The organism is Pseudomonas fluorescens (genome assembly GCF_902497895.1).
GTDB classification, from domain to species: Bacteria; Pseudomonadota; Gammaproteobacteria; order Pseudomonadales; family Pseudomonadaceae; genus Aquipseudomonas; species Aquipseudomonas fluorescens_BP.
The window spans coordinates 1-15,579 of record NZ_CABVHQ010000009.1 but is presented as its reverse complement, the minus strand read 5'-3'; the positions used below and the strand labels follow the sequence as shown (position 1 = coordinate 15,579).

Genomic DNA, 15,579 nt, shown 5'->3' with positions numbered 1-15,579 from the left:
CAATCCTCCATTAGCTCAATAAGCGATGCGAATATCGGCGAAATCCAGTTCACGACTGGATTCAACCGACTGGCCTTCATCAAACAACAGCCGATGAATGCGCCGCGCCGATTGCTGAAACTCCACGCCACCGAGGCTGTGCAAATCGTACTGATGGCTGTGGACTTCTGCGCGTACGCGCCCCGGATGCGGCGACAGCAACAGGATGCGATTACCCACCACCAGCGCCTCTTCAATGGAGTGAGTGACGAACAGCAAGGTGAAGCGCACCTCCTCCCAGAGCAGCAGCAATTCTTCCTGCATCTTGCGTCGGGTCAGGGCGTCGAGGGCGGCGAAGGGTTCGTCCATCAGCAGGATCTTCGGCTGCATCGCCAGGGCCCGGGCAATTGCTACGCGAGCTTTCATACCGCCGGACAAGGTATGCGGATAGGCATCGGCAAACGCCGCCAGACCGACCTTGTCCAGGTAGTGCAGCGCCCGTTCCTCGGCTTCGCGGCGCTTGAGGGTTTTTGAGGCGAGCAGCGGGAACATGACGTTCTGTTTAACGGTCTTCCACGGCGGCAGTTGATCGAACTCCTGGAACACCACGATCCGGTCCGGCCCCGGTGTGGTAACGGTTTGCCCCTGCAGACGGATCTGTCCTTCGCAGGGTTGGATAAACCCGGCAATCGCCTTGAGCAGAGTCGATTTGCCGCAACCCGAAGGACCGAGCAGAACGAAGCGGTCGGCAGGATCGATCTCGAAGCTGACCTGGTGAGTCGCCCGAACGACGCGCTGCGGGGTGCGGTACTCGAGGCTGACGTGGTCGACCGACAGCAGCGCTGGCGCTGCTGTGATCAGGTTGCTGGCCGTGTGGCCTTGCACAGGTGCGTTCATTGCTGTCAGCTCCCTTGCAGCGGTTTCGCATCCTGGAAGAAGTAGTCCTTCCATGATTCGGGTTTGTTTTTGAGCGCGCCAACGCGGTAGAGAAACTCCGCCAAAGGATAGGTATTTTTCGGTGTGACGCTGAATTCGAACTGCGGGTTGTCGATGATTTTCAGCAAGTCGGCGCGATCGATTTTGGCTTTGGTCACGCGGATGTAGGTGTCAGCGGCCGCGCCTTTGTCGTTCTGGGCAAACTCGGCGGCTTCGGTCAGGGCTTCGATGAAGGCTTTGTAGGTTTTCGGGTTCTCGTTGCGGAACTTCTCGGTGGCGAACAGCACGGTTGGCGAGTTCGGGCCAAGCAGGTCGTAGGTATTGAGTACTACATGCACCTTGGGGTTTTTCAGCGCCTGATCCTGGAACGGCGGGTTGGAAAAATGCCCGGTCAACTCGGTGCCCCCGGCGATCAACGCGGCAGTGGCGTCCGGGTGCGGGACGGCGATGGTGTACTTGTCCAGGCGGTTGAAATCCTTGTCGCCCCATTGCTTGGCGGCGGCGTATTGCAGGAAACGCGACTGCACGGAAACGCCGACCGCTGGCACGGCGATGCGGTCCTTCTCGGTGAAGTCGGCGATGGTTTTGACTTGCGGATTGTTGCTCACCAAGTAGTACGGGAAATTGCCCAGGGAAGCCACGGCCTTGACGTTCTGCTTGCCGTGGGTGCGGTCCCAGATGGTCAGCAGCGGACCGACCCCGGCACCGGCGATATCGATGGAACCGGAGAGCAACGCATCGTTGACCGCCGCGCCGCCGGACAGTTGGGTCCAGTCGACCTTGATCTCGATGCCCTCCTCCTTACCGTGTTTTTCGATCAGGTTTTGATCGCGCACCACGTTGAGCAACAGGTAAACAATGCCGAACTGTTCGGCGATGCGGATCTCGCCTTCGGCATGGGCGACGCTCGGGGCGAGCAGGCTACTGGCGAGCAGGCTGAACCCCAGGCCGATGCTGACGGCCACGGATTTGATTGGTTTGGACATGGAAGTGCTCCTGGCTATAGGAAGTGCCGTGGTCGATCAGTAAGGGGCGTCGCCCTGAATGGTGGTGCGATAGAGCTTGCGGCGCAGATGGCTCGGGCACCCGGCGGCGAGGTGGATCAGCGAGCGGTTGTCCCAGAACACCAGGTCGTGGGGCTGCCATTGGTGGCGATAGATGTTTTCCGGCCGCACGCTGTGGGCGTAGAGCTCGGCCAGCAGTTGCTGACTTTCGTCTTCGGGCAGGCCGACAATGCGGGTGGTGAACCCCTCGCTGACGAACAGTGCCTGGCGGCCGTTTTCCGGATGGGTGCGGACGATCGGATGCACCACTTCGTTGACCTGAGCGAGCTGCTCCGGGGTCAGAGTCGGGCGCCAGTTGCCTGCGAATTTGGTTTCGCTATAGCGCGCGGTGTAAGAGTGTGCGGCCGAGCGACCTTCGACCGCTTTGCGCAGCGCTTCGGGCAGCCCGTCCCAGGCTTTGTGCATGTCGGCGAACAGAGTGTCGCCGCCTTCGGCCGGCAGCTCCTGGGCATGCAGCATCGAGCCCAGGCTTGGCAGCTCTTTGTAGGAAAGGTCGGAATGCCAGAATTTGCCGGCATCGCCCAGACCGATGGATTGGCCGTTCTCGATGATGTTGGAGACGATGAGGATTTCCGGGTGGCCAGCCAGCAGGAATTGCTTGAGCACATGAATCTGCAAAACCCCGAAGCGGCGGCTGAAGGCGATTTGCTGTTCCGGGGTTATGCGCTGATCGCGAAACACCACCACGTGATGGTCCAGATGCGCACGGTGAATGCGGGAGAAGTCCTGGTCGTTGATCGGCAATGCCAGGTCGAGGCCGATGATTTCGGCACCCACGGCACCGCTGAACGGACGGATTTCAAAAGTTTGCGGCGCGATGTTCGCGGCGCTTGGGAAAGCAGTAACTGCAGACATAAATCACTCCCACGCATGGCACGCTCAAGGGCGCGCGCGTCGATCAGAAACTCACGGAGGTCCCGTGTTGGTTCATTTCGTGCGGCGCGCCGATTGGTCGGCAGGTACGCAGGGGTTTGACTTTATAGATATAAGAACATGAATTTAAATACCGTTAGAGAATAACGATATGACTTATTTCAAAGATCAAAAGATCGCAGCCTGCGGCAGCTCCTACACGCGGTCCGGGTACAGCCGCGAATTCGAGGTCGTACGCAAATCCGCAGGCTGCGATCTTTTCCATGGGCGGCCAGTGAGCGTGATGATTTCTCTTCCCACCGCATGCTCGCACCCAGTTGGCCTATGCTGCTGCCAGCATGACGCGGGTCCATTCATGAGGGATTCTCAATGTTCTACGTGCAACGCGATGCTCAAGGTCAGCTGATTCGCGTGGAAGCCGCCGCCTACGCCGAAGCGACGGAAACGCTCCCCGCCGACCACCATGAAATCCAGGCCTGGTACGCCAACGAAGCGCTGGAAACCAGCCTCAAGCAACTCAAGCAGAGCGACCTGGATATGATCCGGGTACTCGACGACCTGATTCAGGTGCTGACCAGCAAAGGGGTGATTCGTGTCACCGACCTGCCGCCGGCAGCCCAGGCCAAGCTGATGGACCGGACCCAGGCCTGTGAAGCCCTGGGTGGTTTGAGTCATCTGATCGATGATGATGAGACAGGGTTGATCTGAAACCCGGTTAAAGCGTCCTTTGTCGGAGGGGGCTTGCCCTATCGTTACGCGAACCATGTAGCAGCTGCCGAAGGCTGCGTTCGGCTGCGAAGCAGCCGCAAAGTCAGGCACTGCGGTATTCCAGACAAATCGTGGAAGCAGGATTTACGACTGCTGCGCAGCCGAACGCGGCCTTCGGCAGCTGCTACGGGGACAGTGCTGAATCTGGAAATTACTTCACTTCCAGGGCACAGGCTCGCCCTGGCCTTCGCCGTACAGGCCCATCTCGCGAATCACCAGGAGCTCGCCCTCGGTCTCCACTCGTTCGGCAATCAGCGGCAAGTCGATGCTGTGGGCGGCGCGCTGGAGGCTGACCATGAAGCTGCCGCTGAAGGCGACCACCAGGAATAGACAAATAGCGATCAACAGTTATTTAAACAGGGACATCAACAGTCTCGACTGGAAAACCTTCGGCCTGCATTCTTTTCAATACGTCCTGCCAGCGCGACAAGCGCTTGGTATCACCGACTTTCTTGTTGCTCTCGGCCCCCGGCAGCCATAATCCTTCGGCATTGAAGGAGTAGACCGGCAGCAAGTCGGTTCGTTGACTGGCCGGCTTGATGGTGTCGATCAGGCTGTCGAGGACCAGCGGCATGGCGTCCGGGCGCGAGTAATAGGTCAGCACCATGTGCGCGCGGTTCAAGCGCAAGGCCTTGACGTAGGTAATCCGCAGTTTGTCGCTGGAGACCCCGAGACGGCGCAGGCTGAAGTACTTGGCAATGGCGTAGTCCTCACAGTCGCCTGCGCCCTTCCATAAGGCTTCAACCGGAGTCTCCCAGTAATCGACCTGATGCCACAAGTCGATGTCTTCTTCGTAGCGCATGTGTTTGTTGAAGAACTGGTTGACCAGTTCGAGCTGTTCCAGCTCGCTGGCCTGGTTTTGCGAGGAAAGCAAACGCTGCCAGGCATCGATTCTCTGCTGCCCTTGACCCAAAGGACCGTACAATGTTTCGGCTCGACGACTGATCAGCGAAAAATCCCAATCGGCATGCAAGCCACCCAGCAGGACGCCGGCCAGAAGCACCGCTGAACATAGCCAGCGCAGGGTTCGAGGGGGAGCTAAACGTATCGCCAATGCGAGTCGTCCATGAGGGATTGGGGGAAATCGATTGATGGTGAAGGTTCGATAAGTAAAAGACAATGGCACCGTGAAATCACGGCTCGCCGGACGCGCTAGACTTAGGTGAATGATCGTCGGGTTCAGCGCTGGGACCCAAAAAGATCGCAGCCTGCGGCAGCTCCCACGGGGATTTGCGTACCGCGGATCGTCCAGGGGATACAGGGAACGCCGATGGTTTGACAAGTGACTGAGCAGTCACTAGTGTGCATTGGATCCAATAAATCCCATTCATTTCATAAAGCAGGGTAGCGTCGTCGTGCCACAGAAGCCGAACCCTTTGCGCAGTATCCCGGTCAGCGGACCGATACCCGCCCATCTCGCGCGCTCAGTGATTGAAGAAACCTTGCGCTCGGCCATCCTCGATGGTCGCTTGCCGTGTGGGACAGCCCTTCGCCAGCAAGACCTGGCCGATCTGTTCGGGGTGAGTCGCATGCCTGTGCGTGAAGCCTTGCGACAACTCGAAGCGCAGTCGTTGCTGCACGTGACCGCACACAAAGGTGCCGTCGTCGCGCCTTTGATCGAAGGTGATGCCGTCGAGACTTACGCCCTGCGCATCCTGCTGGAATCCGAAGCCCTGCGTCTCTCGATTCCCTTGCTTGAGGCCGCCGATTTTACCCTGGCCGCCCACTACATCGACGCACTCGAAACCGAGACCGATTACACTGAGATGGGCAGGCTCAACCGCCTGTTTCATATGGCCCTGTATGGCAAGGCCCCCAACCGCAGGCTATTGAGCCTGGTAGAAAGCGGGCTGATCGAAGAAGAGCGTTTTCTGCGCTTCAACCTTGAGGCCATGGGCCTGGGAAAAATCTCCCAGGATGACCATCGGCACCTGCTGCGAATGACCGAAGAGCGGAACATCGAACAGTGCGTAAAAGCCCTCGAAAATCACCTCAACCGTGGGGTCGAAGTGATTACCCGTTATTTGAGCGATACTGATCCTCAGGGCAATAAAACACCGAAGTGAAGGGCGCGGGGAATGCCATGCATTCCCACGGGGCCCGGTTGATCGTCAACATTCACCTCAGACTGCTCAGCGAGTAATCTGCCTGCAAATCCTTCTTTCCCCACCAGGAAGCGCCTCGTTTCCGACCTCTGCAACCGCCAGAACCTGAGCACCAGCTCCCACTTCCAGTATTCAAAGCACCTTCATCCCTACGCCAGTGATAGCAGCGCCATCCATTTGGGCTCACTCTTGAGTTTGCCAACTAAAAATGATCGAGCGGCGTGTATCTGCACAGTCCTCGCGCACTGGACGCACAGAAGGAGGCCTGCCACTGGAAGGAAGGACCGGGCTGTTCCCGACCCCCTCCGACACCATCAAATAACTTCAACTCATCCATCAGAAAGTTGTTCCGAGTGAGGCATTCACTCATTTATCTTTATTCTGACTTATATAAGCCGGAAGGAACAACTTCATCTCAATAAAACTTATTCCAACTGTTTTATCGGAACTTGTCGCGCTCGAAAAACTGCACTTTACAAAAAATATAAAAAACACTTGCCCCACACTTATCCTGTGTATTAATTTTTCTCCGCCGACATGAAGTTGCATAACCAATTCATGTCGGCGCGATCTGCATCACTGACAACGAAAGCTGCGGCGCAATCTACCGTCAAGCCTACAGGCCCTGGCGCACATGGCCGTCAACCCTTGAACCTTATCAATATTAACTTGAGGCACTTGTTCGCCCTTTAGAAAGTTAACCAGGCTTCCCGCCAATTACAAACCCGTTATCAGACTGATACTCCTCCTACACGTTAGAGGCCACAACATGAAAACAAACAAAGAACTGCTTCACTTTAAAAAAGCGCAATTAAGTGCCCACCCGATCTTTTCGGAAATCAACTCGCTGCCGATACTCCAGCGATTTATGGAAACCCATGTGTTCGCCGTCTGGGACTTCATGTCACTGACCAAACGCCTGCAACAGGAACTGACCTGCGTCCAGCTGCCATGGCTTGCGCCGCAGGACCCTCAAGCCGCTCGCCTGATCAATGAAATTGTCCTGGGTGAAGAATCGGATAATCGAGTCGATCACGGTCATTACAGCCATTACGAGCTGTACCTGGATGCAATGCGCGAAGTCGGCGCCCGCACCGCGGTGGTCGAACGCTTCGTCGCGCTGCAACGCGAAGGCGTGAGTTACGACACCGCCCTGCAAAGTGTCGAGGTTGATCCGGCCGCGGCGAACTTCGTCAGGCACACCCTGCACACGGCGCTGCATGCTCCGGCCCACAGCGTCGCCGCGGCATTTCTGCACGGTCGAGAAAGCGTCATCCCGCAAATGTTCCAGCGCATTCTCGACGATTGGGACATCGGCATCGAACAGGCGCCGACCTTTCGTTACTACCTGCAACGGCATATCGAAGTCGATTCCGAAGACCACGGCCCGGCCGCGGAAAAACTTCTCGCACGACTGGTCGATGGCGACCCGCAACGCGAAGAGGAGGTTTATACCGCCGCCATCGCCGCCGTGCAAAGCCGCATCGCCTTGTGGGACGGCTTGCGCCTGAGCATGGCTGAAACCATCGCCGAGGTGAGCGCATGAACGCCGCCGACTACCAATCCTTCGCCGAGTCCTGGGAAAGCCGGGCAACCATCCGCACCCGTCCGCGGCGCATGGTCGAGAACGACAACAAGCTGATTTATCCCCTGAGTCGCCAACCCTTGGTGCTGGGTGAAACTTTTCTGCGCGAATGCCCCGAACAGCGGGATTTTGCCCTGGTGCAGACGCTCTACAAATTCATCAACGACGTGGTGATCTTCGAAACCGAAATCGTCGATAAAACCGCGCGCAGCATTGCCAAGAATCGCTTCGCGGTGCCCTTCCCCTTCGCCTGTCGTTATGACGCCATGACCGTGGTGGTGGATGAGGACTACCACGCGTTGGTGGCCATGGACTTCATGCAACAGACCATCGCCATGACCGGGATCACGCCAATCGAGCTGCCCGGTGAAATCGAGCTGAGTCGGGCAATTCCAGCGGCACTGGCGCTGGCTCCGGAGCACTTGTGCGCCGCCGTGGAGCTGATCTGCGTGGCGATTGCCGAAAATACGGTGACCAACGATGTCGCAGCCTTCGCCAAGGACGACACGGTCAAGCAATCGATCAAGGGACTGATGGCCGACCACCTGCTGGACGAAGGCCGACATTCGGTTTTCTGGGCAAGGCTGGTGCGGATCTACTGGCATGGCGCAAGCGAAACCGACCGGCACAGCATCGCGCAGATCCTGCCGGTGTTCATTGCCCACTACCTGACCAACGATATCCAGAAGGCCTTCGACTGTCGGCTGATCGAGCACTTGCAACTCAGCGACAGCGCAAGGCTGGCACTCAAGGGAGAAGTATCCGGGCTGGCCTTCCCGATCAATCGTCATCACCCACTGGTCGCCAACATCGTGCGGTTTTTGCGCAGCAGTTCGTTGCTGGATTCGCCCTGCGTCCAGCACGCCCTTAGCGCCTACCTGGTCTGACCCGAGGAGCACATCATGCGACGGCTCGACATTCTACTCATAGGCCAGAGTCAGGCTTTGAACGACCTGGCGCTGGAACTGGAACAACATGGCCACTCACTTGGCCGCCTGACGGACAGTCGGGCCCTCAACCAACAACCGGTCAGCAGCGCCAACCTGCTGATCGACGACGGCAGCCTGACGATCTCGTCGCAACGTCTACGGGACTTTGGCGACTGCGTACCGCTGAGTTTACGTTTGGTCGCGGGGTCTTTGAGCGAATACGGCCTACCCCAACTCGAAGTGCTCTGCGGGTACGGCTCGGGCACCGAACAGCGACTGATTGCCCGATGGCCCGTGGTTGATGAACCTTCAGGCAATGGCCAGACACTGCGTATGCGGGTAGTTGCCGAGTTGGTGGACGCTGTGGCCGTGATGGTCAGTCGCTTCTCCCGCGATGCCGATTACTTCCTGCAGGCCGAGTCCGCCGAACCTTGCTCCCAAGGACATCAGGAAAACCTGCTGCTGCTGGAGCGGCTGTCTTACGCCCATCGATTCAATCTCACCCATCAACCGGAGTTGCTGCTGATCGCGCAAACCCCATTGATCGAAAGGCTTGAACAAAGCCTCAAGGCATTCGCCGACCGACCTGCACTGAACATCGCCGGCACGTCCATCAGCTATGGCGCCTTGCACGCCCAAAGCCTGGCAATCCAGCAGCGATTGCTGCCGCTACTGGAACAACACAAGCCGGGCGACGGGCCGTTGGTGGTGGGTATCTGCCTGGCGAAATCCAGCGCGCTTTATGCAGGTATTCTGGCGATTCTCGGCAGCGGCGCGGTGTATCTGCCACTCGAACCGAGCCATCCACTGCAACGCCAGCAGTACATCCTGGAGAATGCCGGAGCGCTGTTGCTGCTTCACGATGGCCAGCACCCGCTCAGCGCCGCGATACCTGGATTGGACATCAGCCGCATCGACGCCTGCACCGCGGATCTCTCGCAGCCGCTGATGAGTCAACGCCCCGCCCTCGATGCGCCATGCATGGCGTTGTACACCTCGGGCACCACCGGTCATCCGAAAGGCGTGTTGCTCAGCCAGCACAATCTGGCGCATTTCTGCGCCTGGTATGCCGCCTATGTAGAGCTGACCGAGCACAGCCGGGTCTTGCAGTTTTCGTCCCTGAGCTTCGACTCATCGTTGATCGATATCTTCCCGACGTTGATCCAGGGCGCCGAGTTGATCGTCCCCAGCGACGACGAGCGCCGCGACCCGCTACAACTGGTGGAGTTGATCCGCCGCCAGCGTCTGAGCCATGGGTTTGTGCCGCCGGCATTGCTGAGCATTCTGCCCCTCGACCAGCCGTTGGGGCTCGAACATGTGATGACCGGTGGCGACGTCTGCGAACCCTACGTGATCGAGTGCCTGACCCGGCAATGCCGGCTGTACAACCTCTATGGGCCGACGGAAGCCACGGTACTGATTACTGCACGACAACTGCAGGCCGGCGATAGCAACCGCACCCTGGGTGCGCCGATCGCCAACAGCCAGGTGCTGATTCTCGATGAAGCCTTCCTGCCAGTTGCCGAGCACACCGTGGGTGAGCTGTACATCGTCGGGCCCGGGGTCTGCCTGGGCTATTTGAATAATCCGCAGCAGACCGCCGAACGCTATCTCGACTTGCCGTTGCCCGACGGCCAAAGCCTGCGCGCCTATCGCACCGGCGATATGGCGAAGTGGACGGCCGACGGCATCGAGCTCTGCGGCCGGCGGGACAACCAGGTGAAGATTCGCGGCTTCCGGGTCGAGCCGGAAGAGATCGAACACTGCCTTCGTGACAGTCAATTGTTCCGTCAGGTAGCGGTGGTCATCGACAGCAATCGACGAATTCTGGCATTCCTCGCCCAACCTCAGGAAGACCCGCCGGGCAGCGCCCGCGAAGCATTGAAAGCGCACGCGCTACAGTTTCTGCCGGACTATATGCAGCCAGTCGCCTGGACCGAACTGGCGAGCATGCCTTACGCCAGCAACGGCAAAGTGGATCGCAAAGCCCTGCTGGAACTGCCGGTCAGTTTCCTTGAAAACCATCCGCGGCGATTACCCAAAACCGCTGACGAAGCGCAGTTGCTGGAGCTGTGGGCTGAATTACTGGAGTTGCCGGCCAGCGACATTTCCACCGACGAAAGCTTCTTCAATCTCGGCGGCCACTCGATTCTCTTGTCACGAATGCTCCTGGGTTTGCGCCAACAATTCGGACGCAGTATCTCGATCAACCGCTTCATTGAAGTGCCGACCATCGCCAGGCTGGCGACGCTGGTCAGCGGTAACAGCAGCGAAGAAGTGCTCAGTGCAAAGGCCTTGGCCGACGCTTTCCGCGAACTGGATATACACGCCTTGCCGGTCAGCCGGATGGGGGATGTGCACAAGGTGATCGTCACTGGCGCCAACAGCTTTGTCGGCGTGCACATTGTCGAGGCTCTGCTGGCCTGGGGCGCGACCGAAGTCGCGTGTCTGGTACGCGATGGTGCCGGGAAGTCGGCCGCCGAACGCTTTTCCCAGTCCTTGCACGAGAACCGTCTGGAGCATCTGGACCTGAGTCGGGTGCAGGTTTACGCGGCGGATATCACCCGGCCCGAGCTGGGGCTTGCACCTGAGGTGTACGAACGGCTCGACCGGGAATTCGGCGCCCTGGTGCATAACGCCGCCAACGTCAATCACGTCATGGATTACCCGTCACTGGCCCGGGATAACGTCGAGCCGATTTTCGAGTGCCTGCGCTTGTGCGAAGGACGCAGCAAGAAGGTCTTCAACTTCGTTTCCACCCTCTCGGCCTCCAGCACCATCGACGCCGATGGCCGGGTCCTCGAACAACCGGCCGCGCTGACTCCGCCGATCTACATCAAGAACGGCTACAACCTGTCCAAATGGGTGGGTGAGCGGGTTCTCGAGCGCGCTCGCGAGCGTGGGGTCCGGGTCAATCTCTATCGGCCGGGCAACATCAGTTTCAACAGCCTCACGGGGGTCTGCCAACCCCACAAGAACCGCCTGATGCTGATGCTCAAGGGCTCGATTCAATTGGGCCAGGTGCCGGAGTTCGCCCTGAACTTCGACTTGATGCCGGTGGACTTTCTTGCCCGCTTTATCGCCTTCCACGCCAGCCGCTATCAGCCGGACCAGGCGGTGTTCAACCTGCATAACCCCGAGCCGCTGAGCTGGGACGCTTACGTGGCGTCCTTTCGTGAGACCGGACGGGAATTTCGCATGGTCAGCGTCGCCGACTGGCAACAACAACTGGGCCGGGTCGACAGCGAGAACGCGTTGTTCGGCGTGTTGGGCTTCTACCTCAATGGCTTTGAGGAAGACATCGGCGACATCTCGATGATCGGCCACGACAACGCCCAGGCTGGCGTCCGGTTGATGGGCGAGCACTACCCGCAAAAATCCCCCGCGCTGCTGCGCAAGGGCTGCGATTACCTGAAAGAAATCGACTTCATTTGATGCATCAAATCCCAACCAAACTGGAGCACAGCATGACCACTCTGCAACCCGATACCCTGATCAAAAACCCCCATGGCTGCCATGTTTCAGCCTCGGTCGAGGTTCCTGCCGATGCACTGCGTGTGTGGGAGGTGGTCGGCAACTTCGCCGGATTCGATCAATTCATCCCCGCGCTGTCGCACATCGAGATGACCGGCGAAGGCGTGTCTTCGCTGCGCAAGAAATTCTTCAAGGACGGCAATCTGGTGGTCGAGCAACTCAACTCGCGGGACGATCAGGCCATGAGCATGACCTGGACGACGATCTACAACACCCTGGGGGTCGCCAACCTGTGGGCCGCCATGACTGTCGAGCCACTGGTTGCGGGCAAGTCCCGAGCGACCTGGACCATCATCGCCGAACCGGCCCAGGGTGGCACCGAGGCCTTGCCTGGGTTCAAGGATTTTGTTCAGGGCTTTGCCGATGACTCGATGAGTAATGTGCTGAAGCTGTTTGTGTAAGGTTCGAATTCATCGGTTTTAGACACACCGCTATCGCGAGCAAGCTCGCTCCCACATTGGACCTGCGCCGACCCGCACTTTTGTGGTCAGTGCAAAACCCTGTGGGAGCGAGCTTGCTCGCGATGAAGATAACGCGGTCCCTCAGACAGGCCTTAAATTCAGATCTTGAAGCTGTCGACCAATTGCTTCAGACGCTTGGCCTGTTGCGACAAGGCATCACAATCCTTCAAGGTTTCGTTGAGGTTGACCACGCCCTGCTGGTTCAGCAGGTTGATCTGGTTGATGTCGACGTTGAGGGTTTCCACCACCGCGGTCTGCTCTTCCGTTGCCGCGGCCACCGACTGGTTCATCCCGTCGATTTCGGTGATTCGTTGAGTCACGCTGACCAAGCGCGCACCGGCCTGATTCGCCACTTCGACACTTTCCTCGCTGGAAACCTGGCTGGCGTTCATGGTGGTCACTGCTTCGCGAGAACCTATCTGCAGCGAGGTGATCATCTTGTGGATCTCCTCGGCTGATTCCTGGGTGCGGTGGGCCAGGTTGCGCACCTCGTCCGCTACCACCGCAAAACCACGACCGGCTTCACCGGCACGTGCCGCTTCGATTGCTGCGTTAAGCGCCAGCAGATTGGTTTGCTGGGAGATACCTTTGATCACATCGAGAATATGCCCGATGTTGTCGGTGCTGGCATTCAAGGTTTCGATCTGGGTGCAGGACTGGCTGATTTTTTGCGACAGCTCAGTCATGGCCAGTATGGTTTTTTCCACCACCTGACGACCATCATCCGCCTGTTCACTGGCGCCGCTGGCGTGCTGCGAAGCATCGGCGGCATTGCGGGCGATTTCCTGGGTTGCGGCACCTAGTTCATTGATCGCCGCCGCTACGCTAGTGGTCCGCGCACTCTGCTCGTCGGAACCGATGATCGAGGCGTTCGACGATGCCATCACCCGTTGCGACAGATCATGCACCTGACGTGTGGCCGACGAGACTTCGGAAATCGACGCGTGAATCCGCTCCACAAACTGGTTGAACGCGCCGCCCAACTCTCCGAACTCGTCTTTGTTTTCCACCGTCAGACGACGGGTCAGGTCGCCCTCACCTTGCGCAATGTCCTGCATCGCTCGCCCCATGGTGGTCAGCGGACGCAAGAGCACCTGAATCAACAAACTCAACAACACCGCGATGGCGGTCACGGCGACGAACATTGCGATCAAGGCCGAAGTGCGGAATTGGCTCAATGGTGCGTAGGCCTTGTCCTTGTCGATCGACAGTCCGATGTACCAATCAGCGTTAGGCAGACCGGTCACTGGCGTGAAGGACAGAATGCGCTCGTGTTGATTCAGGATGACTTCCTGATTGCCCTTCCCGATGCGCACCGCGGAACCCGGGTAGATATCCTTGAGGTTCTTCATCAACTGGTCTTTCTCCGGGCTGACGATCACCTGCCCGTCAGCACTGACCAGGAAGGCATGCCCGATACCGCCAAAGTCCACCGAATTAATGATCTTCACCAGGGTTTCCAGGCTCAGGTCACCACCGACCACCCCGAGCAGTTGCCCCTGTTTCTTGACCGGCATGGCAATGGTCACCACCAGCCCACCGACCGCCGCCATGTAAGGCGGGGTCAGCATGGTCTTGTCGGCCGCTACTGCCTGCTTGTACCAAGGACGCTGACGCGGATCGTACCCGTCCGGCATTTTTGCGTCAGGGCGCTGGGTAAAGGTGCCATCGGTTTGTCCAACGTAGGTGAACTGGAAGTTCGAGGTGAAGGCTGGCTGACTGACCAGCCCCGGGTAATCCGCCTGGGCACCTTGGTGAGCAACGTTCTGGGCCAGGTTTTCCAGCACCAGGATCCGCCCGCCCAGCCAGTTCTGCACGCTGCCGGCGGTCAGAACGCCGGCCTGCTCGACAGAAGACTCGAGGTTTTGCTTGATGATATTTCGCTGCAGGTAGTCGTTGTAGAAAGTGAACAACGCAAAAGCCAGAACCACGACGCCTGAAGCGGCCAACAGGATTTTATGGCTGAACTTGAGATTCATTTCAGGGGACTTCTTATGCAGAAAGTGGGGACGCGTCCGGTTGCAGATGTTCCATGTAACAGCGCAGGCGGTGTTCTAAGACCGCTCTACTTAGGTGCACGCATTTCTCACCACTCTGTCGGCACGAACCGGATAAAACTTAGCGCTTTGTAGGAAATGAACTCCATATGCGCAGTAAACCTGCCGGACGGCGGACTGGAATGGCTACAGCACGATATTGATACCGACTGACCGAACGGTGGTTGCAAAATCCACGGAGCTTGAATGACAATGCGACTAATTATCATTTATGACGTTCGGACAGTTGTATTCATGCCATCATCTGATTTTGCAGTGCAGGCGCTCTACAGCAATCATCACGGCTGGCTGAACACCTGGCTGCGCTGCCGGCTGGGCAATGCCGCCGATGCCGCGGATCTGCCCCAGGACACCTTTGTCCGTTTGCTCCAAAGAACCGAACGTCTCGAAGTGAAAGCCCCGCGGGCCTTTCTGCGCACGATTGCCCGGGGCCTGGTGATCGACCACTGGCGCCGCGAGGAAATCGAGGGAAACCTCGCAAAGCGTATCGGTGGTGACCCGTGAGCAAATGGATGACCAGGGTTCGCAAACCGTGTCCCAGGCCATGCGCTACACCCCCGGCGTCTTGACCAATCCCTACGGCGCCACCCATCGCTACGACTACGTGGCGATGCGCGGCTTCAACGATGGCTCGGTGGACAACATCTACCTCGATGGCTTGAAGTCCATGGGGGACGGATAATTGGTTTCACCGGACAGGTCATGATTGCGCTGCTAGGCGTTCTGATTGCGGTGTTGTCGGGGACGGGGATCTACATCTGGTGGCGCAAGTTGCTTGCTCGCAGAGCTGGCAAGGCACGTAAGGCTTAGAAGAACGCTCGATACGGAGTGGTCTTGGCAGCAGACCGTTTCTAGCTTGCAGCTCACCACTTGTAGCTTGTGGCTGCTCCCAAAAAACAAAACCCCTGTCTGCGTAAGCAGACAGGGGTTTCGGAATTCAATCTTGACGATGACCTACTCTCACATGGGGAAACCCCACACTACCATCGGCGATGCATCGTTTCACTGCTGAGTTCGGGATGGGATCAGGTGGTTCCAATGCTCTATGGTCGTCAAGAAATTCTGTGACCAGCCCGTTACCGCAGTAACGTGCCAGCAAAAATCGGTGACTTCTACTAAAGACAAAACCCCTACCTGCATACGCAGATAGGGGTTTCGGAATTCAATCTTGACGATGACCTACTCTCACATGGGGAAACCCCACACTACCATCGGCGATGCATCGTTTCACTGCTGAGTTCGGGATGGGATCAGGTGGTTCCAATGCTCTATGGTCGTCAAGAAATTC

11 protein-coding genes, 2 rRNA genes and 4 pseudogenes are annotated in these 15,579 nt (G+C 58.2%); 9 read left to right on the top strand and 8 right to left on the bottom strand.

Going from position 1 to position 15,579, the window contains the following annotated elements; all coding sequences use genetic code 11:
• Window positions 1–15: 15 nt before the first annotated feature.
• Genes F8N21_RS06635 through F8N21_RS06625 form a run of 3 tightly spaced genes read right to left on the bottom strand, consistent with a single transcriptional unit; the run spans window position 16 to window position 2,834 of the window.
• Window positions 16–876 carry an ABC transporter ATP-binding protein gene (locus tag F8N21_RS06635; RefSeq protein WP_150641360.1) on the bottom strand — a complete coding sequence of 287 codons (861 nt, stop codon included), beginning with the start codon at window positions 874–876 and terminating at the stop codon, window positions 16–18.
• A 5-nt stretch (window positions 877–881) separates the two neighbouring features.
• Window positions 882–1,901 carry an ABC transporter substrate-binding protein gene (locus tag F8N21_RS06630; RefSeq protein ID WP_150641359.1) on the bottom strand — a complete coding sequence of 340 codons (1,020 nt, stop codon included), beginning with the start codon at window positions 1,899–1,901 and terminating at the stop codon, window positions 882–884.
• A 36-nt stretch (window positions 1,902–1,937) separates the two neighbouring features.
• Window positions 1,938–2,834: a TauD/TfdA dioxygenase family protein gene (locus tag F8N21_RS06625; protein ID WP_150641358.1), complete on the bottom strand. Its 897-nt coding sequence runs from the start codon at window positions 2,832–2,834 to the stop codon at window positions 1,938–1,940.
• Window positions 2,835–3,221: 387 nt separating this feature from the next.
• On the opposite strand from F8N21_RS06625, the gene F8N21_RS06620 reads away from it, so the two are divergent.
• A complete protein-coding gene (locus tag F8N21_RS06620) occupies window positions 3,222–3,560 on the top strand; it encodes a tryptophan synthase subunit beta (protein WP_150641357.1) in 339 nt (112 codons plus the stop codon).
• A gap of 216 nt (window positions 3,561–3,776) precedes the next feature.
• Here F8N21_RS06620 and F8N21_RS06615 read toward each other — a convergent pair.
• Together F8N21_RS06615 and lapG are read right to left on the bottom strand one after the other, a co-directional pair.
• A pseudogene (locus F8N21_RS06615) lies at window positions 3,777–3,920 on the bottom strand (hypothetical protein); the annotation flags it as partial.
• A gap of 52 nt (window positions 3,921–3,972) precedes the next feature.
• Window positions 3,973–4,674: a cysteine protease LapG gene (gene lapG / locus F8N21_RS06610; RefSeq protein WP_150641355.1), complete on the bottom strand. Its 702-nt coding sequence runs from the start codon at window positions 4,672–4,674 to the stop codon at window positions 3,973–3,975.
• A gap of 301 nt (window positions 4,675–4,975) precedes the next feature.
• On the opposite strand from lapG, the gene F8N21_RS06605 reads away from it, so the two are divergent.
• The 5 genes from F8N21_RS06605 (at window position 4,976) to F8N21_RS06585 (ending at window position 12,174) form a co-directional block, all read left to right on the top strand.
• Window positions 4,976–5,686, top strand: coding sequence for a GntR family transcriptional regulator (locus F8N21_RS06605; protein WP_150641354.1), 711 nt, complete (start codon window positions 4,976–4,978; stop codon window positions 5,684–5,686).
• Window positions 5,687–6,494: 808 nt separating this feature from the next.
• Window positions 6,495–7,271, top strand: a complete 777-nt coding sequence (locus F8N21_RS06600) for a DUF3050 domain-containing protein (RefSeq protein WP_150641353.1) — start codon at window positions 6,495–6,497, stop codon at window positions 7,269–7,271.
• On the top strand, window positions 7,268–8,197 hold the full coding sequence (locus tag F8N21_RS06595) for a diiron oxygenase (protein ID WP_150641352.1): 930 nt from the start codon (window positions 7,268–7,270) through the stop codon (window positions 8,195–8,197). Before F8N21_RS06600 ends, F8N21_RS06595 begins: the two co-directional genes overlap by 4 nt.
• A 15-nt stretch (window positions 8,198–8,212) precedes the next feature.
• Window positions 8,213–11,674: a non-ribosomal peptide synthetase gene (locus F8N21_RS06590; RefSeq protein WP_150641351.1), complete on the top strand. Its 3,462-nt coding sequence runs from the start codon at window positions 8,213–8,215 to the stop codon at window positions 11,672–11,674.
• Between the two features lie 32 nt (window positions 11,675–11,706).
• Window positions 11,707–12,174 carry an SRPBCC family protein gene (locus F8N21_RS06585; RefSeq protein WP_150641350.1) on the top strand — a complete coding sequence of 156 codons (468 nt, stop codon included), beginning with the start codon at window positions 11,707–11,709 and terminating at the stop codon, window positions 12,172–12,174.
• Between the two features lie 158 nt (window positions 12,175–12,332).
• Here the strand turns inward: F8N21_RS06585 and F8N21_RS06580 are convergent, their stop codons facing one another.
• On the bottom strand, window positions 12,333–14,213 hold the full coding sequence (locus F8N21_RS06580; protein WP_150641349.1) for a methyl-accepting chemotaxis protein: 1,881 nt from the start codon (window positions 14,211–14,213) through the stop codon (window positions 12,333–12,335).
• Window positions 14,214–14,525: 312 nt separating this feature from the next.
• Here F8N21_RS06580 and F8N21_RS06575 point away from each other — a divergent pair.
• The 3 pseudogenes from F8N21_RS06575 to F8N21_RS06565 form a co-directional block, all read left to right on the top strand.
• Window positions 14,526–14,759, top strand: a pseudogene (locus tag F8N21_RS06575) (sigma factor); the annotation flags it as partial.
• Window position 14,760: 1 nt separating this feature from the next.
• Window positions 14,761–14,967 (top strand): annotated as a pseudogene (locus F8N21_RS06570) (TonB-dependent receptor plug domain-containing protein); the annotation flags it as partial.
• Window positions 14,949–15,101: pseudogene (locus F8N21_RS06565) on the top strand (PepSY domain-containing protein); the annotation flags it as partial. The pseudogenes F8N21_RS06570 and F8N21_RS06565, both read left to right, overlap by 19 nt.
• A gap of 131 nt (window positions 15,102–15,232) precedes the next feature.
• Here F8N21_RS06565 and rrf (F8N21_RS06560) read toward each other — a convergent pair.
• Both rrf (F8N21_RS06560) and rrf (F8N21_RS06555) read right to left on the bottom strand, forming a co-directional pair.
• A 5S ribosomal RNA gene (gene rrf / locus F8N21_RS06560) occupies window positions 15,233–15,348 on the bottom strand.
• 109 nt (window positions 15,349–15,457) lie between these two features.
• Window positions 15,458–15,573 (bottom strand): 5S ribosomal RNA (gene rrf, locus F8N21_RS06555).
• Window positions 15,574–15,579 lie beyond the last annotated feature (6 nt).